The 21984-nt window shown below is 59.6% G+C and carries 16 protein-coding genes and 3 tRNA genes; 10 read left to right on the top strand and 9 right to left on the bottom strand.

The features are described 5' to 3' along the window. Nucleotides 1-63: 63 nt before the first annotated feature. On the bottom strand, nucleotides 64-561 hold the full coding sequence (locus CXU21_RS05915) for a hypothetical protein (RefSeq protein WP_102711323.1): 498 nt from the start codon (nucleotides 559-561) through the stop codon (nucleotides 64-66). A 194-nt stretch (nucleotides 562-755) separates the two neighbouring features. Between CXU21_RS05915 and CXU21_RS05910 the strand changes: the two genes are divergently transcribed. From CXU21_RS05910 to CXU21_RS05900, 3 genes are all read left to right on the top strand, one after another. Beyond that, a tRNA-Thr gene (locus CXU21_RS05910) sits at nucleotides 756-830 on the top strand. Between the two features lie 42 nt (nucleotides 831-872). Further along, nucleotides 873-948 (top strand) — tRNA-Lys (locus tag CXU21_RS05905). Nucleotides 949-986: 38 nt separating this feature from the next. Continuing rightward, nucleotides 987-1062, top strand: a tRNA-Lys gene (locus CXU21_RS05900). 124 nt (nucleotides 1063-1186) lie between these two features. Here the strand turns inward: CXU21_RS05900 and CXU21_RS05895 are convergent. Further along, a complete protein-coding gene (locus CXU21_RS05895) occupies nucleotides 1187-1675 on the bottom strand; it encodes a hypothetical protein (RefSeq protein WP_146016982.1) in 489 nt (162 codons plus the stop codon). 290 nt (nucleotides 1676-1965) lie between these two features. On the opposite strand from CXU21_RS05895, the gene CXU21_RS05890 reads away from it, so the two are divergent. Beyond that, entirely contained in the window at nucleotides 1966-3921 is a 1956-nt protein-coding gene (locus CXU21_RS05890; protein ID WP_180972681.1) for an Eco57I restriction-modification methylase domain-containing protein, read from the top strand. On the opposite strand, the gene CXU21_RS05885 is transcribed toward CXU21_RS05890, so the two are convergent. After that, entirely contained in the window at nucleotides 3869-4399 is a 531-nt protein-coding gene (locus CXU21_RS05885; protein WP_102725384.1) for a DUF805 domain-containing protein, read from the bottom strand. The two genes, CXU21_RS05890 and CXU21_RS05885, sit on opposite strands and share 53 nt — an antisense overlap. A gap of 122 nt (nucleotides 4400-4521) precedes the next feature. Here CXU21_RS05885 and CXU21_RS05880 point away from each other — a divergent pair, with 122 nt between their 5' ends. Further along, nucleotides 4522-5784 carry a hypothetical protein gene (locus CXU21_RS05880; RefSeq protein WP_146016980.1) on the top strand — a complete coding sequence of 421 codons (1263 nt, stop codon included), beginning with the start codon at nucleotides 4522-4524 and terminating at the stop codon, nucleotides 5782-5784. 13 nt (nucleotides 5785-5797) lie between these two features. Here CXU21_RS05880 and CXU21_RS05875 read toward each other — a convergent pair whose 3' ends face one another. Next, nucleotides 5798-6535, bottom strand: coding sequence for a hypothetical protein (locus CXU21_RS05875; protein ID WP_102711313.1), 738 nt, complete (start codon nucleotides 6533-6535; stop codon nucleotides 5798-5800). Between the two features lie 174 nt (nucleotides 6536-6709). Between CXU21_RS05875 and CXU21_RS05870 the strand changes: the two genes are divergently transcribed. Then, nucleotides 6710-7750: a tetratricopeptide repeat protein gene (locus tag CXU21_RS05870; RefSeq protein WP_180972680.1), complete on the top strand. Its 1041-nt coding sequence runs from the start codon at nucleotides 6710-6712 to the stop codon at nucleotides 7748-7750. Here the strand turns inward: CXU21_RS05870 and CXU21_RS05865 are convergent. Beyond that, nucleotides 7747-8226: a hypothetical protein gene (locus CXU21_RS05865; protein ID WP_102725381.1), complete on the bottom strand. Its 480-nt coding sequence runs from the start codon at nucleotides 8224-8226 to the stop codon at nucleotides 7747-7749. The two genes, CXU21_RS05870 and CXU21_RS05865, sit on opposite strands and share 4 nt — an antisense overlap. Nucleotides 8227-8338: 112 nt before the next feature. Between CXU21_RS05865 and thiD the strand changes: the two genes are divergently transcribed. The 3 genes from thiD (at nucleotide 8339) to CXU21_RS05850 (ending at nucleotide 11280) form a co-directional block, all read left to right on the top strand. Then, nucleotides 8339-9127 carry a bifunctional hydroxymethylpyrimidine kinase/phosphomethylpyrimidine kinase gene (gene thiD, locus CXU21_RS05860; protein WP_180972679.1) on the top strand — a complete coding sequence of 263 codons (789 nt, stop codon included), beginning with the start codon at nucleotides 8339-8341 and terminating at the stop codon, nucleotides 9125-9127. A 197-nt stretch (nucleotides 9128-9324) separates the two neighbouring features. Then, the gene (locus CXU21_RS12365) at nucleotides 9325-9597 is read left to right on the top strand and encodes a hypothetical protein (RefSeq protein WP_180972225.1); all 273 of its coding nucleotides are present in this window, start codon (nucleotides 9325-9327) and stop codon (nucleotides 9595-9597) included. Between the two features lie 300 nt (nucleotides 9598-9897). After that, nucleotides 9898-11280: an SLC13 family permease gene (locus tag CXU21_RS05850; protein WP_102725379.1), complete on the top strand. Its 1383-nt coding sequence runs from the start codon at nucleotides 9898-9900 to the stop codon at nucleotides 11278-11280. A 42-nt stretch (nucleotides 11281-11322) separates the two neighbouring features. Here the strand turns inward: CXU21_RS05850 and CXU21_RS05845 are convergent, their stop codons facing one another. The 3 genes from CXU21_RS05845 to CXU21_RS05835 form a co-directional block, all read right to left on the bottom strand. Continuing rightward, nucleotides 11323-14484 carry an efflux RND transporter permease subunit gene (locus CXU21_RS05845; RefSeq protein WP_102725378.1) on the bottom strand — a complete coding sequence of 1054 codons (3162 nt, stop codon included), beginning with the start codon at nucleotides 14482-14484 and terminating at the stop codon, nucleotides 11323-11325. A gap of 12 nt (nucleotides 14485-14496) precedes the next feature. Continuing rightward, nucleotides 14497-15654: an efflux RND transporter periplasmic adaptor subunit gene (locus tag CXU21_RS05840; RefSeq protein ID WP_180972678.1), complete on the bottom strand. Its 1158-nt coding sequence runs from the start codon at nucleotides 15652-15654 to the stop codon at nucleotides 14497-14499. 108 nt (nucleotides 15655-15762) lie between these two features. Next, a complete protein-coding gene (locus CXU21_RS05835) occupies nucleotides 15763-18519 on the bottom strand; it encodes a calcium-translocating P-type ATPase, PMCA-type (RefSeq protein WP_102725376.1) in 2757 nt (918 codons plus the stop codon). A gap of 172 nt (nucleotides 18520-18691) precedes the next feature. Here CXU21_RS05835 and CXU21_RS05830 point away from each other — a divergent pair, with 172 nt between their 5' ends. Beyond that, on the top strand, nucleotides 18692-19345 hold the full coding sequence (locus tag CXU21_RS05830) for a hypothetical protein (protein ID WP_102725375.1): 654 nt from the start codon (nucleotides 18692-18694) through the stop codon (nucleotides 19343-19345). 70 nt (nucleotides 19346-19415) lie between these two features. Here CXU21_RS05830 and CXU21_RS05825 read toward each other — a convergent pair whose 3' ends face one another. Beyond that, entirely contained in the window at nucleotides 19416-21953 is a 2538-nt protein-coding gene (locus CXU21_RS05825) for a hypothetical protein (RefSeq protein ID WP_102725374.1), read from the bottom strand. Between the last annotated feature and the right edge of the window lie 31 nt (nucleotides 21954-21984).

Genomic DNA, 21984 nt, shown 5'->3' with positions numbered 1-21984 from the left:
AGAAGAGCCGCTCCTTTCCGGAGCGGCTCCAATATTCCCTTCACGGGAGCAGAATGATCAAAGTCAGCGGATGGTGACGCGGGGATCGTTCGCCAGGACATCAGCCAGTTCATCCCAGCCGTCTTCCGTCTGGAGCTGGAACATCTGAAGGTATACGGACGCTACGCCGGGGGAGTACTTTTCAAACAATTCATCCACGGCCTTGGAAAGTTTTTCCTTGTCCAGCGTTTCCGGCAGTTCGTTGACAATGCCGTTGCCGTCATGGGGGATGCCCAGCGTGTTCAGGAAGGTAACCAGCATGTCCTGGTGCTTGCGCAGGAGCCAGACTTGAAGCAGATGGTCACCTATCTCATTGCTGGGCTTCCATCCCAGCATTTTCTGGATGAAGGAAAACTGTTCCTTCAGGGGCTTGCGCTGGATGAACTCCGGGCGCAGCTTTTTCAGGGCGCCCAGTTCACGCACGGCGGCGCGGTAAATGGCGCGTTCCTGGTTGCGCATCCAGTCCAGAATGTCGCTGATGGTCTGTTCGTCTGCCTGCTGGAAAATGTAATATGCCTTCATGATAAGTAAGGAAAGAAAAGCTCTTTGAGGAGTTGAACTCCACCATGTTTCCTCCTCCTATGCAAGCTCTTCTACTGTCAACTGCCGCGCTTGTCTCCAATTCCGGATTCAAGGCGCAAAAAAACGGCCTTATTGCAAAAAAGACTTGCTAAAAGGGGGCTGTTATGGTTACTTACCTCCGCGCTTCTCGCGATGCCACTGTAGCTCAGGGGTAGAGCAACGCATTCGTAATGCGTGGGTCGTCGGTTCAATTCCGACCAGTGGCTCCATCTTCAGAGTTGGAACACATCGTGGGGAACTGCCGGATACATGCCTCGTTAGCTCAGTTGGTAGAGCAGCTGACTCTTAATCAGTTTGTCCACGGTTCGAGCCCGTGACGGGGTACCATCCGGTTGTTCCGGCAAGGAACGCCATTACATCCAAGTGCCTCGTTAGCTCAGTTGGTAGAGCAGCTGACTCTTAATCAGTTTGTCCACGGTTCGAGCCCGTGACGGGGTACCACTTCTTTTTTAAGTCCGGCTTTGCCATCTGCAAGCCGGGCTTTGTGTTACAGGCGGTTGTTGAAAAAACGATTTTTTTGTCCATCCGGATGTTTACAGCCGTTTATTCTTGTATCCCCGCGCCGTCAATTACGGGTTTCTCCGTACATGGGGAAAGGGTCATGTTCATCCACGCATGACATCTCAAGAAAGTATTGTTTGGAATACGGCTCTTTGAAAATATGGCCATTGTAATAATGGGAAATGGCAAACATGTCGGCCAGGATGCTGCCGTCTTTAATAACTCTGCCGGGCAGCCCCCATTGCTGAGAACCGTCTAAAGACCTGAGATAGCCTTTATACCCCCGGTAAATAATACGGCCGTCATGGTAAATGATTAATTGATCTGCATCTTTAATGTCACTTTTTGCCAGGAATTCCTTGATGTTGGAAGAGGTGAAATTTAAAAAATACGGGCTTTGGGCCACTGTTACATTTTCAGAAAAAACAATCTCCCCGGGCTTCCGTTCAATTTGAATATGGGCATGGCCGTTTTTTGTAAAAAGAACAATTGAGGCCAGGATTAAAATAATTAATATAAACGGGAAAGATATTTTTAATATGCTTTTTTTCATGGACTTATGATTCTGTCGCCGGAGATTGGCCGGAGCCTTCAATATGGTGCCGAGCATACACGGTATCGGCGCATCTTCCAGAGTAATAAAAATTGGGGAGCAAACTGAAGCGGCTCCCCGCCAGGATTTCAAGACCGCGCCCCTTTTGATTGCGTGGAAGAGTCAGGTGGTGTAGGAATACGGCAGTGAAGGAACGGAGCGTTCAGGAGTGTTTCATGGCCCGGTGCTTTTTGCCGGAGAAAGGCGGCGGGAGCCGTTCTGAAGCCTGGGGACGCTTGAAAGCGGCCTTGATGGAACAATGGTTAAAGCGGGAGGGCGGCCATGGATGCCGCCTCCCGGAAGGATTCGCATTTTCCCATCGGGAAGATGATGAATTCCGGGCAGTCACTCCGTCCGTGCTGGGGAGTTTGCTGGAACGTTCCCTGGCGGATGCGCCTCGGTCCGGGACCGTGTATACTCCCGGCTTCCTGGTCCGCTGGATGGCGCGGGAGGCGGTGTCTCTCTGGCTGTCATCCGGATCGCCGGACTCCCGGAGTGATGAAGAAGCCGTGTTGCTGAAAAATATCCGGGTTCTGGATTTATCCACCGGGGCCGGGGCATTTACCATGGGAATACTCCAGGAGCTTGTCCGCCGCAGGAAACGCCTGGAGCCGGAACGTCCGGAGGCGGATTTAATCCGTTCTATTCTGGAGGAGAATATTTACGGGGTGGACATTTCTCCGGAGGCGCTGGAGGTGGCCCGTTTCCGTTTTCGCTGTGCGTTGCTGGCCGCGGGCGGGGAGGGCGTCTTCCGGGATCATCTCCTGTGCGGAGACAGCCTGGATTTTTCCGCGGACGGCGTCTGGCGGCAGGGGCTTGCAGCAGTGATGGAAGACGGCGGCTTTGACCTCGTGATAGGGAATCCCCCTTTTGTGGGGGAAAAGGGAAACAGGGAGTTGTTTGCCCGGCTGAAATCCTCTCCTCTGGCCTCCTTCTGTTCTTCCCGCATGGATTACTGGTATGTGTTCGCATGCGTGGGGCTGGATGCCCTGAGTCCCGGGGGCGTCATGCACCTGGTCGTTCCCAACAAGTGGATGGCGAATGCCGGTGCGGCGCCCCTCCGCCGCAAGTTGCTGGCGGATTGCAGTTTGCTGCGCCTGTCCGACTTCGGGGCCTGCCGGGTGTTTGAAACCGCACGGGTTCACACCATGACCGTTCTGGCGGAAAAGGGGGGAGACGGGGCCGGAAAGCTGGTTCCGGAATACCGGCGCTTTTGCGGTTCCATGGAAGAGGTGGGGGCATTTCTGGAACATGAACCCTACCGTCAGTTCCCTCTGCCGGAAGATGCCGGGGTGTGCGTGAAGGAGGGCCTGTCTTTCTGCTCTGCCGCCCAATGGGCCGTTTTGGAAAAGATGGAGGCAGCCGGAAATTTCAAGCTGGATGGAGCCAGGGAAATCACCCAGGGGATTGTACCGAATCCGGATGTTGTTTCCTCCCGTGCGCTGGAAAGCCTGGAGCCGGGAATAGTGCGCCGCTCCGGAATCCGGAGGGGGGAAGGGGTATTTGTGGTGCCGCAGGATTATTTCCATGGGCTGCCGGAACGGGAACGGCGCTTTCTCAAACCCCTGTATGAACCTGCATTGGCAGGCAGATATTCCCTGAAGGAGCCGGAGAAGGTCTTGCTGTACCTGACCCCGGATAACGGCTCGGACCAGGCAGTGACCCTGATTCGCCATCTGGAGAGGTTCCGGCCCCTGATGGAGCGCCGCAGGGAGACAAGGATGAGGCGCATGAAGTATTACCATGTGCACTGGTCCAGAAGAGAGGAGTTCTTTTTACCCGGTCCCAAAATTCTCGCCGCCCGCAAATGTGCGCGGCCCACGTTTACCTACACGGAACGGGAAGCGTATGTGATGATGTCATTCAACGTGATCCGCACGGAGCGCGTGAGCATGAAGTACCTGGCGGCCCTGTTGAATTCCAGGCTGATGCAGTTCTGGTTCCGCCTGCGGGGGAAAATGCAGGGGGATGCGTTCCAGATGGATACGGCTCCTATCCTCCGGGCTCCCGTCTGTGTGCCCCCGCTGGCCGCGCTTGAGGAGGCGGAAAGACTGTCCGGGGTTCTGCACGCCTCCTACCGTCCGGAGGATGATGAACGGATGAACAGGCTGGTGGAGGATATTTACGGCCTCTCCCCGCAAGAGCGGGAAGTGGTTATTCAGGCGTGTCCTCCACAGCAGGCCGGGAGGGGAAGCAGGCCAGAATGATGAGCAGCAGCCAGCAGGCGGAGGAAATGATGCCCAGGAACTGCGTTACGGGGCCGCCCTCGTAATGGAAGCGGTCCATAACAGCCCAGTTGAGCAGGCCGATGATTCCCAGCGCAATATAGCCGTAGCCCCACGCCGTGCTGAACCCCGCGTCCCGGAGCCTTCTGATGGTGACGCCCCAGATGGGCAGATAGAAGGCCATCATGATTATTTGCACGGCAAGGATGAAGGAGGTGATATGGGGGGCAAGCATGGCCTGGATTTGAGCCTGGTCATGCACTCCGGCCAGTTCCCCCCACGGAAGCGACATCGCAAAGAATACTGCGCCGGCTATGCCGAAGATCATGGAGAAGAGGTACAGAAAGAGGTAGAACCCCCAGAATTCGCGCCGCGGTGCCGTTCCGGAGAAGGAACAGTAATTCTTGGTGAGGCACAGGATAAAGTATTTCCAGAGAGAGGGGCGCGTTTGGGTGTTCATGTCTGCCCGTCTTCATAGCACGGGCCGCCGGAAAACTGCAATGGCAAAAGAAACATCCGGGCTTGATTTTCAGGAACGCCCCCTTAAGGTGTCTGCCCTGCAACCTGTTTGTTGACGCTGTGATGAAGTCTCTTTTTCTGAGGAACGGCCTGTTTGCCGTCTGCTGGTGCGCCGCTTTTTCCGCAGCGGAGGCCGGTGCGCGCGTAACGCAGCCCCAGCCCGCGCCAGGTGAGCCTCTTCCGTCCTTGTGCCGTGTGCTGGACCGCGGCCCCGTTCTGTACCGGAATGATTCTTCCTGGATTAAAAAGGTGAAGCTGACCTTGATCGGCCAGTACCAGGCAGCCGCCGTCAGTCCCAATGGAGCCAACAAGTTCTGCCCCTCCTCCGGCGGCCATAACAGTGAGTGGCGGCGCGCCTACCTGGGCGGGGATGTTGTGATGGGGGACGGCTCCTGGCGCCTGTCCAACCTGACGAACGTGGGAGACCTGGAGGGCCGCCACCGCGAAGTGCGCGGGGAATGGACCGGCAGCCGCACGGAGTGGTCCCTGTATGAACTTTATCTGGAAAAGACCATGCCCGGCGTCAAGTTCAGGGCCGGGAAGCTGACTCCGCACCTGACGTCCGAATACTGCCTGGCATCCTCCCGGATCAAGACGGTGGAGAGGTCCGCCCTGTGCAATGAACTGATTTCCATCTCCAACTGGGGATTGGAGGCCAATTTCCAGAAGGACGCCAAGAGCCTGTACCATTCCTACGGCGTTTATCTGAACGCAAATGGTACGGACCTGAAGGATGAAGTGCAGTTTCATTCCGCAGACAACGTATTTGCCCTGAACGCTATGAAATGGAAGGTGGCGTCTTCCGCTTGGGACAGCCAGACCCTGGGTTACCAGTACGCACATAATTTTACGGAATGGCGGGGAAGAAAGATTCCTTCCACTTCTGATTATTGCGGGACGGGAGCCCAGGACGTAATTTCCCTGAGCTGGGATGCCAGCCGGGGAGCTTTTTCCGTGATGGGGAACCTGCTGGCGGGCGTGGGGATTGTGGGCCAGCCGGGCGCTAAGAATGTGTACGGCCTGGTTCTTCAGCCCGTTTACCGGATTTCGCCCCATTTGGAGGGCGTATTCCAGTACCAGTGTTCGTTCGGTAACCGTTCCGTGAAGCTGAACACCCGGTACGCGCCCAGCGTTACCCATTATCCCGGGTGGGTGGACAGCATGCATTCCTTTTACCTGGGGCTGAACTGTTATCTGTGCCCGGAAGCGGTCAACGCGGTGAAGCTGATGCTGGCGGTGGAGTATGTCGCCAGCCGGGCGGATTCCGCAACGGCCAAGGCGTTCAACGGCTGGAGCGTGTTTGGCGCCGTCCGGTTCAAGTTCTGATCTTCCGCCGCCCCTACTGTAATTTTCTCAGCACGGTGGGCTGGTAGGCGGGGAGCGCCGGAATGGGGACATAGCCCGGAGGCAGCTGGTCCCACATGGGATGCATGGGTTGCGGGTCCGCTTCAAATACGGCTCCGTTGAAGGATTTGATGATGGTGCGGATGGCTCCGGACGGAGCCGGCTGGATCACAAAGGGACGCGGGGCGGACTCCTGAAGGTTCATGTCCAGGTTGACCTCCGCTTCGTTCCAGGCGGGCCAGACGTCGGACGGCGCGGATATTTCACGGATTTCCGTGTTGGTGGCGGAACGGGGAGTGTGGAAAAAAGGGCTGTCCGGGTCACCGTCGTTCAGCCAGATTTCCTCATCCGGGGGTTCTGTGGTAATGACCGTTTCCTTCCGGCTGTCCGGATGGTGGAATTCATAGCCGGACAGGGCGTGCCCGTCCCTTTCCATCCTGTCGTCATTCATGTGGATATCAATGGCGGGCCTGCTTTTGGGAGCCGCGTGCCTCATTTGTGAATGGAAGAGGGCTGCCTGCCGTTTCAGGGCTTCCGGGGAGGTGCCCCGCGCGTATTTGGGGAAGAAAACGCTCTTGGTATCTATTTTGCCGGGACGCACCTTTACCGGCTCGTCCGACAGTTCAAAAATGTACTTCACGGGCAGTTCCGTCGCGAAAGCCCCGCAACAGAACCACCCCAGGGACGCCAGGCCCAGGCACGTCAGGAGATACAGGCGCGGTACTAATTTCATTAGTGGTTGAACTGGTTCCAGTAAAACAAAAAGAGGGGAAATATTCAATGATAAAAGAGAAAATCCCTTTTCTGCGGCGCATGACGGCGTTTTGCGCGTTTTCCTGTGGCGGAGGCGGTATTTCCGTCATTTCTCTTCTTGGCACGTCCGTGCGGCTGTCCTATGGTGGTGGGCATGATGAAAAAAATAGTTGCCGGGTGCGTGGCCGTCTCCGTGTCCCTTCTCTGGTGCGGGTGTGACCGCAAGCCTGCCTCCGGGGAAAAGCAGGGGACCCCTGCCGGGGAGCGGGAGGAACCTGCCGCGGAAAAGGCGGAAAAAGGGGAGGCCGGAAAATGGAAGGACCGTCTGGATGCCGCCACAGCCGCCGCTGCCCGTGAGAAAGGGAATGACAAGGAGCAGGTGAAGGCGCTCAATGATGTGGCCGCCCTGTACGCGGAGGGATTGCAGAACGGCTGGGCGCATCCGCTGGATGTGCGCGCCTGGTGTGACTCCGTGGCGGAGGCCGGGTCCGGATATTCCGGGGAAACGGTCATCGGCGCCATGTACCTGTACGGAACCGGCATCAAGCGTGACGCCGCGGCGGCCAGGGAATGGTTTGAATACGGGCTGGCACGCCCCGGCAGCCAGCGGGGAAATGCCCTGTACATGCTGGGCATGATGTATTTCAAGGGGGACGGGGCGACCCAGGACCGGAACAAGGCGCTGGAACTGTGGAACAAGGCGTCGGATGAGGAACACCCTGCGGCCATGGGGCTGCTGGGCCGGGCTTACATGGAAGGGGAAATGGGCTTTGACAAGGATGCCGCCTCCGGGCTGGTGCTGCTGGAAAAGGCCGCCAACGGAGGCAATACGCCTTCCTCCGTCTACCTGGGGAACCTTTATGCGAAGGGGGCGGGAGTGCCGCAGGACATGGAGCGCGCCATGAAATGGTATGAACAGGCGGCTTCCGCCGGGGACGCCCGTGCCCAGTACATCGTGGGGCTGGCGTATCTGGATGGTTCCGGCGTTCCCGTGGATGAAGGCAAGGCGTTCAACTGGCTCCGGCTGGCCGCCGGGCAGGGCCACGTCAATGCCATGCTGATGCTTTCCGTCTGCTACAGTACCGGAAAGGGAACCAGGCAGGATGCGGACATGGCGGAAGTCTGGAAAAAGAAGGCGCTCCAACTGAATGCGGAGCGGGAGGGCTCCGCCGCGCCGCGGGCGGAAGAACGCTAGTCTTCCGCCATGCCTTCCCGGATCTCCCGGTTCAGGAAATCCAGGGCCTGTTTCCGTTCCAGAATAATGTTTCCCCGTCCGTCCGGAATGACCAGCAGGCCGTCCCGGTGTTCCAGGATGGCGTGGATCATGGCGAAAACGTGGCCCAGGGCGCATTCATCCTCCAGGATGAAACGCAGCATTTTGGTGCGGCTCCCTATTTGCTGAAGGGCCGCGCGGTCCCTTTTGAACGCCTGCCGGGCGTCGTCCGTCTCCATGACCCAGAACACGTCCAGCTGGGATTCTCCCTCTTCGTCCAGGTATTCCCCTTCCAGCACATGCTCCGGAGCATGTTCCGGCGCGCCGGAAAGGTTCAGGCGGAAGCAGGCGTCCAGGCGGAACATGTTTTTCTGCAACTCCTCCGCCGCGGGCAGGGGCTCATTCTGAATAAAAAGCCAGAATTCCTGCTCTTCCGGGGCTGGGGCGGCGTGGGTCATGGGCGGATTGTGGCATTCCGGCGGCATTTTCCCACCCGGATTTGTGACATTGGGGCGGTGTGCGCGGATTTTTGGATGTTCAATGCCGCTCCTCCCGATTAAAAACAGGGGCATGAGTATTCCCGTAATGATGACGATTGCCGGTTCTGACTGTTCCGCCGGGGCCGGACTTCAGGCGGACCTGAAGGCGGCCCACGCCATGGGGGCGTTTGCGCTGACGGCGGTCACCTGCGTCGTTTCCGAGGTGCCGGGACTGGTGCGCGGCATTCAGGAGGTGGACCCTGCCCTGGTCGCGGACCAGGTGAGGATCAATCTGGAGCATTTCCCCGTAGCTGCCGTGAAGACGGGCATGCTGTACTCTCCGGCCATCGTCCGCGCGGTGCATGAGGTGCTTTCCGGCGCAGGTATTCCCGTGGTGGTGGACCCGGTCATGATTGCCACGGCAGGGGACCGCCTGATGCGGGAAGAGGCCGTGGCCGTTTATGAAGAGCTTCTGCTGCCGGGAGCGGCCCTGCTGACTCCCAACCTGGATGAAGCCGCCGTCCTGCTCCGGAGTTCCGCCAATCCCGGGAGGGATGAACTGCCGGAGTGCGCCGCACGGCTGGCCCTCAGGTACGGGTGCCCGGTTCTTTTAAAGGGCGGCCATCTGGAAGGGGACTGCCGGGATGTGCTGGCCGGGCCGGACGGCCGCATTCTGGGGGAATGGAACCGTCCGCGCGTGCAGGATGTGAGCACCCATGGAACGGGCTGCTCCCTCTCCGCCGCCATTGCGGCACGGCTTGCCGCGGGGGATGGGCTGGTGGCGGCGGTGGACCGCGGCCTGGGCTTCATTGCCGCCGCCATCCGGGACCACCTGCGGTGGGAGCATCCGGACCGGGTGGACGCGCTGAAATTGTGGTAGAATGCCGCCCCGCTCTGCGCTGGCTCCCCCGTTCCGTTTTCCGGGACCCGGTTGGGAAAAGCGGGGAGTGCCGATGTCTTTCTGTGCCTTAATAACGCTTTGTGCTTGCGTATGGCATGCGGGGTTGGTAGTTGTATCCACGCCCATGTGCCACATGGAGCTCTTAAGAATTAGTAAATATCATAGCAATTATCACTATGGGACAGCAAATCCGCAAAGTCACCAAGCGCCGCAGACGTGTTGAATACATCAAGCGTAAGAAGGAACAGTCCAAGTTGAATTCCAATACGCCTATTCGTCTGGCCGTTCCCGTTGCCAAGGACGCCAAGCCTGCCGCCAAGGAAGCTCCCGCCAAAAAGACCGCGGCCAAGGCCCCCGCCAAGAAGGCTGAAACCAAGGCTCCCGCAGCCAAGAAGGCCCCCGCCAAAAAGCCGGCTGCCAAGAAGGCCGCCGAACCCGCCGCTGAATAATTGCCTGGGCGGAGGTCTCCCCCTCCGTGCGTCAATCAAACAGTTTTCACAAGCCGCCGCGCAAACACGCGGCGGCTTTTTGCATGCCCGGAACCCTCCTGCCTTCAAAAGGATCAAGGGCAGGGACGGAGGAACTTTTCCTCCCACGCCGGGAAGGTATGGCCCGGGTTCTGAACGGCGCCCTTTCTCCCTGGTTCATGACCCGTGAAGGGGGCTTCTTCTGGGTTCTTCCGGAATGATATTGACTCTGACCCCCGGAGGCGTACAAAAAGGAATAACACCATCTTGTTTTTTTCAGATATGCGCCATCGTACCACAGACACCGCCAAGGGGCACCGCAATTACATCATCATTGCGTGTGACGTGCTCCTTTTCCTGGCCATGCTCAAGTGGCTCCCCGTGGAGCCGGAAGTAGCCAGGGGGCTGGCCATACTCACCTTCATCGGCATTCTGTGGCTGACGGAGGCCCTGCACGTGACCGTAACCGCCCTGCTGGTGCCGGTGCTCGCCATGTTCATGGGCATTCTTCCGGGAGCCAGGGCGCTGGCGGGCTTTGCTGATCCCACCATTTTCCTGTTCTTCGGCGGCTTTGCCATGGCCGGAGCCCTTCATGAACAGAAAATTGACATCTGGCTGGCGGGGAAAATCCTTCAAATGGCCAAGGGAAGCCTGGGCATGGCGCTGGTGCTGATCTTCCTGGCTACGGCCTTCCTCTCCATGTGGATGTCCAACACGGCCACGGCGGCCATGATGCTCCCCCTCGTGATCGGCCTGCTGGACCGCGTTCCGCCGGAAAAACTCAAGACCACGGCCCCTTTTGCCGTGCTGGGAGTGGCGTACAGCGCTTCCATTGGCGGCATGGGGACGCTGGTGGGCTCCCCTCCCAATGCCATTGCGGCGCATGAGCTCGGCATGGGATTTGCGGAATGGTTCCGGATTGCCATGCCGATTGTCCTGGTATTCGGGGTAGTCGTTTTCTTCCTGATGTACCTGTTCTTCCGGCCGCGGCTGGGCCTGCATGTGGACATGACCCCGGAAGAAGGCAATGAGCAGGGGAGCCGGCTGAATGCCAGGCAGGTGCGCGTTCTGGTTTTGTTCGTGCTGGTAGCCGGGAGCTGGATGTGCAGCAGCTTCCTTTCCGCCGCGCTGGGCGGCATTCCGGCCATGGATACGCTCATTGCGCTGTGCGCCGCGGTGCTGCTGCCCCTGTGCGGAGTCATCAACTGGGGCGGCATTGCCAAAAACACGGACTGGGGCGTTCTGCTGCTGTTCGGCGGCGGCATCACGCTCAGCAGCATCCTCGTCCAGACAGGCGCGGCGGGATTTCTTGCGGACCAGGTATCTTCCATTGCCATGGGGCAGAACCCCCTTGTCATTCTGCTCATCATCAGTGTCTTCATCTCGTCACTGACGGAATTCTGCTCCAATACGGCCAGCGCGGCCCTGGTGGCTCCCCTGATGGTGACGGTGGCTGCCGCCATGGGAATGTCCGCCACGCCGCTGGTGCTTCTGGTAGGCATAGGCGCGTCCTGCGCCTTCATGCTCCCGGTATCCACGCCGCCCAACGCCCTGGCTTATGCCACGGGGAAATTCCCCCAGATGACCATGGTCAAGGTGGGGCTGCTGATTGATGCAGTGCTCATCTTCGTCAAGGCCTTCTGGGCGTGGATATTCTGGATGTAGGCAGGAGGGCGGTCGCAGGATTTCCCGTTCCGGGTGCGGTGGTTATTTTGCCGGAGCGGTTGCGCTCTGCGCCTGTTCCTGGAGCTTCCGCGCCGCTTTCTTATCCAGCTTGGCCAGCTTGGCGATCAGGTAGAAGAAGGAGGGGATGAAGAATACGCCGATGAAGACGGCCGTGATCATCCCGCCGATCACCCCCACGCCCACCACCCGCCGCGCCGCCGCTCCCGCACCCGTAGCCAGGGCCAGCGGAAGGCAGCCCATGATGAAGGCAAAGCAGGTCATCAGGATGGGGCGCAGGCGGATTCTGGCCGCGTCCAGCGTGGCCGTGAGCAGGTCCGTGCCCTGCCGGAGTTCCAGCACGGCAAATTCCACGATGAGGATGGCATTCTTAGCCGCCAGCGCAATCAGCACGATGAGGCCGATTTCCGAGTAAATGTTCAGGTCCAGCCCGAATATCCACAGGGCCAGGAAAGCGCCCAGGATGGCGATGGGAGCGGTCATGAAGATGGCCACGGGGAGAGACCAGCTTTCATACAGGGAGGCCAGGATCAGGAAGACGAACACGGCGGAGGCAATGAAGATCATGCCGATGGTGATTCCCTTCTGCGCCTGTTGTTCCTGGTAGCTCATGCCGGAATAGTCATACCCCATGGCTGCCGGCATGGTCTGGGCAAAGACTTCCTCCAGCGCGTTCATCACCTGCCCGGAGGAATAGCCGGGCGCCGGGGTGACGTTAAGCTGGGAGCTGTTGAACATGTTCTGGCGGATCAGGAATTCCGGAGCCCAGCCGTGCGTGACGTTGATGACGGAATCCAGCGGGACCGGATCCCCGTCATTGTTGCGCACGTAAAACATGGAAAGCTTGTCGATGTTGTTCCGGTACGGGGCGTCCGCCTGCATGTACACCTGCCATTCCTGGCCGTAAATGTTGAAGTTGTTCAGGAAGGTGCTCCCCATGTACGCCTGGATGGTCGCGTAAATCTCATCCACGTCCATGTTCTGGAGGGTAGCCTGTTCCGTGTTCACGTTCAGATTGTACTGAAGGTTGGACGGAGACATGAAATTGCTGATGCCCGCGATTTCAGGCCGTTTCTCGGCGGCCGCGATGAATTTGGCCGTATTGGCGGCCAGGAATTTCTCGCCGATGCCCTGGCGGTCTTCCAGCAGGAAGGTGACGTCCCCGGACGTGCCCACGCCCGGCAGGGGCGGCGGGGGAACTACATACGCCATGCCGGAGGAAACCTCCGCGTTCAGCTTGCTCTTCAAGCTGGCGGCGATGCCGTCCGCCGTCATTCCGGGAGCCTTCCGTTCGGACCACGGTTTCAGGGAAATGAAGAAGAAGGAGTTGGAGGAACTCTGGACGGAGCTGATCAGGTTGAAGCCGTTCACGGTGGTGACCACCTCCACGCCGGGGTTCTCCCGGATAATCCGTTCGATTCGCGCGGCTGTGGCCTCCGTGACGTTCAGGGAGGTATTGTCCGGCATTTCCACGCCCCCGAACAGGTAGCCCTGGTCTTCATTGGGAAGGAAGCCCGTGGGAATGAGCTTGGCCAGGGGGAAGAGCGCTGCCGTCATGGCGGCCAGCAGCAGGATGGAAAGCCACATGCGGCGGATAAGCCACTCGCAGGCGTTCACGTACCAGTCCCGCGCTTTGCCGAAGCCGTTGTTGAAGGCCTTGAATAACGGCCCCAGCAGGGGGATGGTGTCGGATTTGCCTGATTTCAGCAGCCCGGCGGACAGGGTGGGGCTGAGGGACAGCGCGCAGAAGGCGGAAATGAGGATGGCCGTGCCGATGGTGACGGCAAACTGCTCAAACAGTTTGCCCGTGACGCCGGGCAGCAGCATGGTGGGAACGAACACGCAGGCGATGACCAGGGCCGTGCTCACCACGGGGCCGGAAACCTCCCTCATGGCGGCGATGGTGGCCTGCATGGGCTTTTCCCCGTGGGAAATATGGTTCTTCACCGCCTCCACCACCACGATGGCGTCATCCACCACCAGGCCGATGGCCAGCACCAGCCCCATCAGGCAGATGGTGTTGATGGAGAATCCGAAGAACGGGAAGGCAATGAAGGCGCCGATGATGGAGACCGGAACGGCAAAGGCCGGAATCAGCGTGCCGCGCCAGCCTTGCAGGAAGATGAACACCACCAGCACCACAAGGCCCAGGGCCGTGACCAGCGTGTTGACGATGTCGTCAATGCCTGCGCGGACGGCCAGGGTGGAATCCAGGGACACCAGATAGTCCATTCCCGGAGGCAAATTGCTTTTTTCCAGCAGGGTCTTGATATTGTCCACCATCTGGAGGGCATTCCCTCCGGGCGCTTCATAAATGCCGATGGAGGCGGCAGGCATGCCGTTCACGGAAGAACTGAGACTGTATGTTTCCGATCCCAGTTCCACGCGGGCGACGTCACTTACCCGCACGATGGAGCTGCCCTGTCCGCGCACTACAATGTTTTCAAACTCCTTCACGCTGCTCAGGCGCCCGGGAGCCTTCACGGTAAAGGAAAGCTGCTGGTCCGGCGGAGCGGGCTGCGCGCCTATCTTGCCCGCCGGATTTACGGCGTTCTGGGCCTGTACGGCCAGCATCACGTCACGGGCCGTAATGTTCAGGGCCGCCATCTTTTCCGGATTCAGCCAGATGCGCATGGCATAACGGCCGGCTCCGAACACCTGCACGTCACCCACGCCGGGCACGCGTTTGATGGCGTCCACCATATTGATGTAGGCGTAATTCGCCAGCCAGAGGCCGTCGTAGGTTCCCTGGGGGGAATAAAAGCTGAGGACCAGGGCGGGCAGTCCGCTGGTTTTGCGCAGGGAGACGCCCAGCTCGCTCACTTCCGGCGGAAGCTGGGAGGTGGCCTGCCCGTAGCGCAGGTAGGAAAGCACCTGGTCCATGTTCGCCTCCGTGCCGATCTCAAAGAGGATCATCATGCTCATCTGCCCGTTGTTGGTATTGACGGAAGTCATGTAGGACATCCCGTCCACGCCGGACATCTGCTGTTCAATGGGGGAGGCGATGGATTTGACCACCGTCTCGCAGTCCGCCCCCGGATAGGTGGCCGTTACCTGGATGGAGGGCGGGATGATGTCCGGATACTCGGAAATGGGGAGCCGCAGAATGGCGAAGCTCCCCAGCAGCACGAGGATGATGGAGAGGCAGATGGAGAGGATGGGGCGCTTAATGAAGAAATCAGCCATGGGGAGAGGAGCTTACGGGTTGCTGGCGGGGACTGCCTTCAGGTGTGCGGCCGGATTTCTGGAGGCCATTTCCGCCTGGAGAAGGCCATCCACCACCACCTTGCTCTGCGGGGTGAGGGAATCCGGTTTAAGCGGAATGACCTGCTGGCGCTCCCCTACCTGTGTTCCGGCCTGTACGGGGATGATGGAAGGATGGTCGCGCTCATCCAGCGCGATGACGAAAAAGCGGCCCTGGGTGGAAAGAAGAGCCTTGGACGGAACGGTCAGCGCGTTCTTGACGGTAGCCAGCTTTGCCGTGGCGGTGATGAACATGCCGGGGCGCAGCAGGTAATTCCCGTTGGGAAGGTCCGCCTGCACGCGGATGGTGCCTGTCTGGGGGTTGAATGCCCGGTCAATGGCTACCACGGTGGCCTGTTCCGGGTACTTGGTGCCGTCCTTCAGCGTAATGTCCAGCTTGCTGCCCGTCTGAACGCCTTCATCCCCGTTCTTGCCTGCCTGCTGGATCCATTCCTGCTGGGTGACGGCAAAATTGACGCGGATGGGATTGACGGAGGAGACGACGGCCAGGGGGCCGCTCTCCGGGCTGACCAGATCGCCTATATTCGTCTTGGAAATGCCGGCGATTCCGTCAAAGGGGGAGTAAAGCACCGTATAGGAAAGATTCTTCTCCGCCAGCGCCAGGGCGGCGGTGGCCTGCTGCACCTGCGCCTGCGCGGCGATGGCGGACAGGCGCGTATCCTCATACTTCTGCTTGGAAATGGCGTTCTCCGCGGCCAGGGGCTTGTAAATCTCCAAGTCGTAATTCAACTGCTGGAGCTGGGCCTGCGCCTGTTCCAGGGTTGCCTTGGCTCTGGCTGCCTGGTCCTTGAAGGTGGAATCGTCAATGCGGAAGAGCACCTCCCCCTTCTTCACCAGGGCTCCGTTAGTGTAATTCTGCGTCAGCAGGTAGCCCGTTACCTGGGGAAGGATGGCGGCGTTGTCCACTCCGTCCAGATGGCCCACCCAGCTTCCCTTGACCGGTATATCCATCGTAACCGGCTGTTCATAAATAAGCGTGGGCGTTTCATGCGGGACCTGTTCCGTCTTTTTGCACCCGGAGAAAAGGAGGGAGAACAGGAAGAGGAGAACGGCGGAGCCGGAGATAGAGCCCGTCAGGCGTGTCAAGTCCATGCTGTCAATGACACGCCTGCGGCCTCCTTTGTTGAAAGAAGGCTTTCCGGGCGGCAGCGCCGTCCGTGTCATGCAGGCGTATTCCCCCGCATGAGCTGTCCGGAAGGCTTACGGACGGCTGGGGGATTTGTCCGGCGTGAAGGCGCGCACCAGCTCCCCGATCCACAGGACGAGGGAGGTGCCGGCAAAGATGATGCCCCAGTCTGTCCAGCTCAGCGGCACCACGTTGAACATCTTGCCGCCGAAGGTGACGATGAGGTACTGCCCGGCCAGGATGAGCAGGGCCACCAGCCCGAATCCCCCGATGCTGGCCCCCATTCGGGCAAAGGCGCTCTGGTGCGTATTAAAGGCCTTGGCATTGAACATATTCCAGAATTGGAGGAGAACAAAGATGGTGAAGAACAGGGAGAGTTCATAGCCCGTCAGTTCATGTTCCGGTGAGGAGAAATCCAGGTAGCTGCCGAAGTAGCCGCTGAGGCTGAACTGCGTCAGGCTGGTGATGTCCGCATGCTTGAAGTACTGGAGCAGGCCGAACAGGAAGGCCACGAACAGGATGCCCACGCCCAGGATATTCCGGCCCATGGGGCGGGTGATGATATGGTCCGTGGTCTTGCGCGGCGGGTCCTGCATCACGCGTTCGTCCGGCGGGAGGGAGGCCAGGGCCAGCGCGGCGAAGGTATCCATGATGAGGTTCACCCAGAGCATCTGCGTGACCGTGAGGGGGGATTCCGTGCCCAGGAACGCGCCGATGAGCACGATGAGGCAGGCCGCCACGTTGATGGTCATCTGGAAGACGATGAAGCGCTGGATGTTCCGGTACAGGGAGCGCCCCCACATGACGGCGCGGGAAATGCTCATGAAGGAGTTGTCCAGAATGGTGATGGCGCTGGCCTCCTTGGCTACGGTGGTGCCGTCTCCCATGGAAAGGCCCACCTGCGCGGCGTTCAGGGCCGGGGCGTCGTTCGTTCCGTCCCCGGTGACGGCCACCACCTGGTCCTTCTTCTGGAGCAGCTTCACCAGGCGTTCCTTGTCCATGGGCCTGGCGCGGCACATAATTTTCAGGTCCATCACGCGGTCCAGCAGTTCTTCGTCCGGCGTCTGTTCAAACTCCACGCCCGTCATCAGGCGGTCCGGCGTGTCCGCCTCCGTCCACAGGCCGATCTGGCGGCCTATTTCCCGCGCGGTGCCGGGCGTGTCTCCGGTGACGATCTTAATGCTGATGCCCGCGTCCATGCAGTCCTTCACGGCTTGGGGCACGTCATCCCGGACGGGGTCTGAAATGGCGGCTATACCCAGGTAAACCAGGTCCGTGCGGATGACGCGGCCGTCCTCAAACACCGGGGCGTCATCATCCAGGATGCGGTACGCGAAGCCCAGCGTGCGCATGGCCTGGTTCTGGTAGGCCAGCAGCCGTTCTTCAATGGCGGGGCGCATGTCTGCGGCGGGCACCCGGCCTTCCGGAGTCAGGACGGTGGAGCAGAGGCCCAGCACGATTTCCGGTGCGCCCTTTACGTAAAGAACCTTTTTGCCCAGCAGGGGGGATTCCACCACGGTAGCCATGTACTTGCGTTCCGTGGAAAAGGTGAGCTGTTCCAGCACGCGGGCGTTTTCCCGCAGGTCCAGGTAATTCACGCCCTGCCCATGCAGCCACAGCAGCAGCGCCCCTTCCGTGGGATTGCCCAAGGCCTTGATGTGGTCCGGATCCGCATAATCCAGAAAGGCGGTGGAGTTCACGGAAATGCCCTCCCGGATCAGGTCGCCCAGCTCGTTGTCCGCCGGGGCGGCATTCCCCAGGCCGTAGAAATCCGCCTTGTATACGTTCATCTGGTTGCGCGTCAGGGTGCCCGTCTTGTCCGTGCAGATGACGGTGGCGGCCCCCATGGTTTCGCAGGCGTGCATCTTGCGCACCAGGTTGTTGTTGGCCAGCATGCTCTTCATGCTCAGGGCCAGGCTCAGGGTGACGCTCATCGGCAGCCCTTCCGGGACCGTGACCACGATGACGGTCACGGCAATCATCAGCGTGTTCAGAATGTAGGTTCCCGCGCTCAGCCATTCCACGGGGCCGGACAGATGGGAGAAGTACAGGGTAAGGCGCCCGATGATGATGAGGGCAGCAATGGCGTAGCTGGCCCAGGTGATGAGGTCGCCCAGCCGGGAAAGCTGGCGGTTGAGGGGCGTCTGCACCTTGTTGTCAATCTGGGAGCCTTCATAAACCTTGCCGTATTCCGTCCTGTCCCCTACGGAAGTCACTTCCATGATGCCGTGGCCGTCCACCACGGTAGTTCCCTTCAGGACGTGGTTGGAGGGGTAGGTGGCGTCCTTCTTGAATTCCGCCTCCACCGTGGTTTTGCCGATGAGGGGTTCCCCCGTCAGCGTGGACTCGTTCACCTGGAGGGAAACGGCTTCCAGCAGCACACCGTCCGCCGGGACTTCCTCCCCGGTATTCAGGATGACGATGTCTCCCACCACCACGTCGCGGCGGGGCAGTTCGCAAATGTTGCCGCCGCGGATCACCTGGACCATGGTGTCGTCATTGACCTGGTTCAGGATTTCAAATTTTTTGTTGGCGCTCACCTCAAAGGCGAAGCCCACGCAGGTGGCCAGCAGGATGGCTACCAGAATGCCCACGGGTTCCAGAAAGACGCTGGCCGGTTCCGCTCCGGTGAGGAACTGGTAGCAGGCCACGCCTACGGACAGGAACAGGGCAACCAGCAGAATCTTGATGATGGGGTCTGAGAATTTTTCCAGGAACTGCTTCCACAGGGGTTCCTTTTCCGGGGGCGTCAGGATGTTGACTCCGTATTTGGTCCGGTTTTCCAGAACCTGCTGTTCAGAAAGTCCCTGGTGATGTGCTGCGCTCTTCATTGTTGAGATGTTTCTTTACCTGATTGGAGTCCGTGAGGAAAGTGCGGAGGGGGATTTGCGGGAATGATGACGGGAGTTTTTGGGAAAATTGAGCCGCCGCGCCCCCTCCGTACCGTGAAGGGCGGCATTGTTGCCTTGACTTTGACGGAGTTCCGGCGATTCTGAAGCACCTATGTGGAATGATCTTTCTCATGGCCTTTCCGTACTGGCGGATGCTCTTGCCTTCCTTTCCCGTTCCTGGGGATTCTGGGTCTGCGTGGGCAGTGTGGCCGGACTGGCCGCCGTGTATGCCTGGTGGAGAAAGAGGCTTGCTCTGTGGGCCTTTGTCCTGTCGTTCCTTTCCCTCCTGGCGGTGGTGGGCCTGGCGTGCCAGCGGATGATGCATAAAAATACCTTCCTGTGGATTCAGGAACCGGCGCTTCAGGCCGTATCCGGAACGTACGAGGTGGAATCCACACCCAGGGCGCGGCTGTTTTACCGGCCCCAGGAGCTGAGGCGCTTTTTCCAGATCAGCTCCTCCACGATTCTCCTGCATGAAGACGGCACGTGCGAGGTTTCCTCCTTCCCGCGCCCTGAAGCGTGGGGCTGGTGGATTTCCCATCCGGAGGACCGGGATGATCTCTCCGTGCTGGAGGAGGACCTCGTGTCCTCCTGCCGGGGCACCTGGTCCCTGGTGAAGAAAGAGGGGTATTACGGCGTCTCCATCGTCTATTCCGCCGGCGCCGGCCTGACCCTCTACCTGGGAGGGGAAAATATGGAGTGCCTGGTGATGCCCGTCAACCCTTCCGACCCGCTGGAAGCGGTGACGTTTGAGAAGAGGTTTTAAACCGGACCCGCGCCGGAGGTACGGGAGTTCAGGGAAGCCGGAAAACCGGCTTTCCCTGAAAAGGGGGGGATTATTTGACCTTGCCCCCTTCGTACACCAGTACTTCAAAGGGTTTCAGCGTGAAGGTCAGCTCCTTGTCAACGTCCACGGTCTTGCCGGAGAAACCGTCCAGGGGCCGCTGGTCGTCATAGGAATCCTTGAAAGTGATGGAACCCTTCACCGCCGCGGGAATATCAAGGATGCCGCGCAGGGTGCCGGTCAGGCTCTTTTCCTGGTCTGAGGAGTTGCGGAGGGCCAGGGTGGCCTTGTTTTTATTCCACGCGGCCCAGCCGTACACGGCGCCTTCATTGGTCTGCTTGTTCCACGGATTGCCGCCCACCCAGTGCACGTCGTCCAGCACGTCCGCATTGCGGCGGATCCACTTGATGCCCTTGGCCAGCTCGTCCCACAGCGCGCCGTCCTTGGCGTTCATGAGGTCTCTGTCCACGTAAAGCTCCTGGAGGGAGGTGCCGCAGGCCATGGCGCAGCGGAGTTCCTTCTTCACGTTTTCAGGATCGCGGGGCATGCACGCGGGCGGCCCGAACTTGGTGACCATCAGGCCGTGTGTCATCATGGAATTGATGGGCATCAGGGGTGACCCCTGTACAAAGACTTCATGCACCAGGCGGTCGCGGTAGGTAATCCACTTGTCGCGGTTGTCGCCCACGCCGATGGTGCCGAAGTCATTTTCCTGCCTCCATACGGAATCCGCATAACGGAACCAGAAAGGTGAGGCCCATGTACCCACGGTGCAATTGATGTAAAGGTCCCCCTTTTTCTGGCGCAGGGCGTTCAGTACGCGGATGATGCCTTCCGCATCCTCCTCATTGCCCGGGCCCTTGGCGTGGAAATGGGTGCTGATGCCGTCGAATTTGAAGTACTTCATGTTGTAATCCTTCACCATCTGGGAGCAGCGGCCCACAAAGGCGTCAAAGTACTCCTTGTTGGAAAGCTGGAAGTTGCCGATCTTGTTGTCCGGATGCTTCACATTCCAGTGAGCCAGGCGCTTGCCTTTGGAGGCTCCGTAGCCGCCCACCGGGCCCAGCCAGGTGCCGATGCCGGCCTTTTGTTTACCCGCGGCGGCGTCAATGCGCTTGAAGCCCTGCGGAAACATTTTGTGGAAATCCCACAGGCTGTTGAATTCATCCCAGCCGTCGTCCCAGACGAAGGCGTCAATGGTCATGCCGCGCTTCTGGAAAAACTGTTCCTGCCAGTCCTTCAGCACGGCCAGGCACTGCTCTTCCGTCATGCGCTTGGCGGGGTCTGAATCATTATTCCGGTTGATATTCAGTTCATACCAGGAATTGTAATGGATGAAGGGGCGGTAGGGCATCACGCGCTCCCTCTCCATATAGGCCAGGAAGGAGCGGCGCTGCTGGCCGGGGGCAAAGATGCCGAGAACGGAGGACACCTCCCACACCTCCCTGGGCTGCATGGTGGTTTTACGGCTCCAGACGCCCTGGGCGAGCTGGGAATCTTCCACCTGGGCGTCTTCCTTTTCCTCCAGCGTGCGCACGGGCACGGAGAAGGTGATTTCCCCCTTGCTGGCAATCGGTTCGCTCTTGGTCTGGGCCCAGTAGCGCAGCAGGTAGTTCCCCTTGGCGGGAACTTTCACGGTGTAGGCGTTGTTGGAATTGGCATCCCCGGTACTCCCGGCGTGGAAATCGGAGTCAAGGACGGCGCCCTTGGCGGAAAGGAGCTGCACGCCGGCGGTGTTCAGCTTGTTGTTCCCCTTGTCGCCCCCCTTGTACTGGAACGTGATGGTGCAGGGACCCTTGGCGTCAATGGTGACGGGGCCTTCTGCGCAGGCTACCTGCTCCCCGTACTGCTTTTTCAGCTCCTGCGGAATATTGAAATTGCCCGTCCATGAAGCCGTGGTCCATTTGTCCGCATTCCAGGCTGTGGACTCCCCGCCTGCCGCGTTTCCGGAGCCTCCCACGGTGTTGATGCCCATGGGCGTTTCCAGGGCGGTGAAAGCGAGGTCGTTCACGATGAGCGCGCCCCTGGCGTTTCCGGAGACGGAGGGGGAGCCCGCCTTTCCTTCCACCAGGTCATACTGCATGGCCACGATGCTCTTCATCTGGATGGGCTTCGTGCCCACCAGGCGGAGTTCCTGCCGCAGGTAATGGGAATTGTCCCGGAGCACGGCGCGCCAGGAGATATGCAGGGTTCCGTTCAGTGCCTGGAAGGTGGCTGTCACGGCTTTTCCGGGGAAGCGGTCCACCAGCTTGAACGCCTTGGGATTGGCCTGGAGGGAGATGAGCTTGACGTCTGCCGCCTTCAGGTCTGAGGATTTGATGCTCCGGCCGTCCTGAAGGTTGATGATAAACAGTTCCTCCCCGGCTTTGGCTACCGGTCCCAGTTTGGACGTCATGCCTCCAAAGGAAAGCTTGCCCCCGCGGTTGAGGAATTTGGCCGTCAGAATATTGTTGGAAAGTGTATACCCGGAAGCCGCCTGTTCCGCCTGGGCCGCGCCGGGCGTGGGGCCGGGAAAAACGACTGCTGCGGAAGCGGTGGCGAGGCTTCCCAGAACGGTGGCCATCAGGAGAGCTTTAGTGAGGAATTTCATGGTTTGGTATCAAGGAAAATGGAACTACCTT

The organism is Akkermansia muciniphila, from assembly GCF_002884975.1.
GTDB lineage: Bacteria > Verrucomicrobiota > Verrucomicrobiia > Verrucomicrobiales > Akkermansiaceae > Akkermansia > Akkermansia muciniphila_C.
This window is presented reverse-complemented; position numbering and strand designations above follow the sequence as displayed.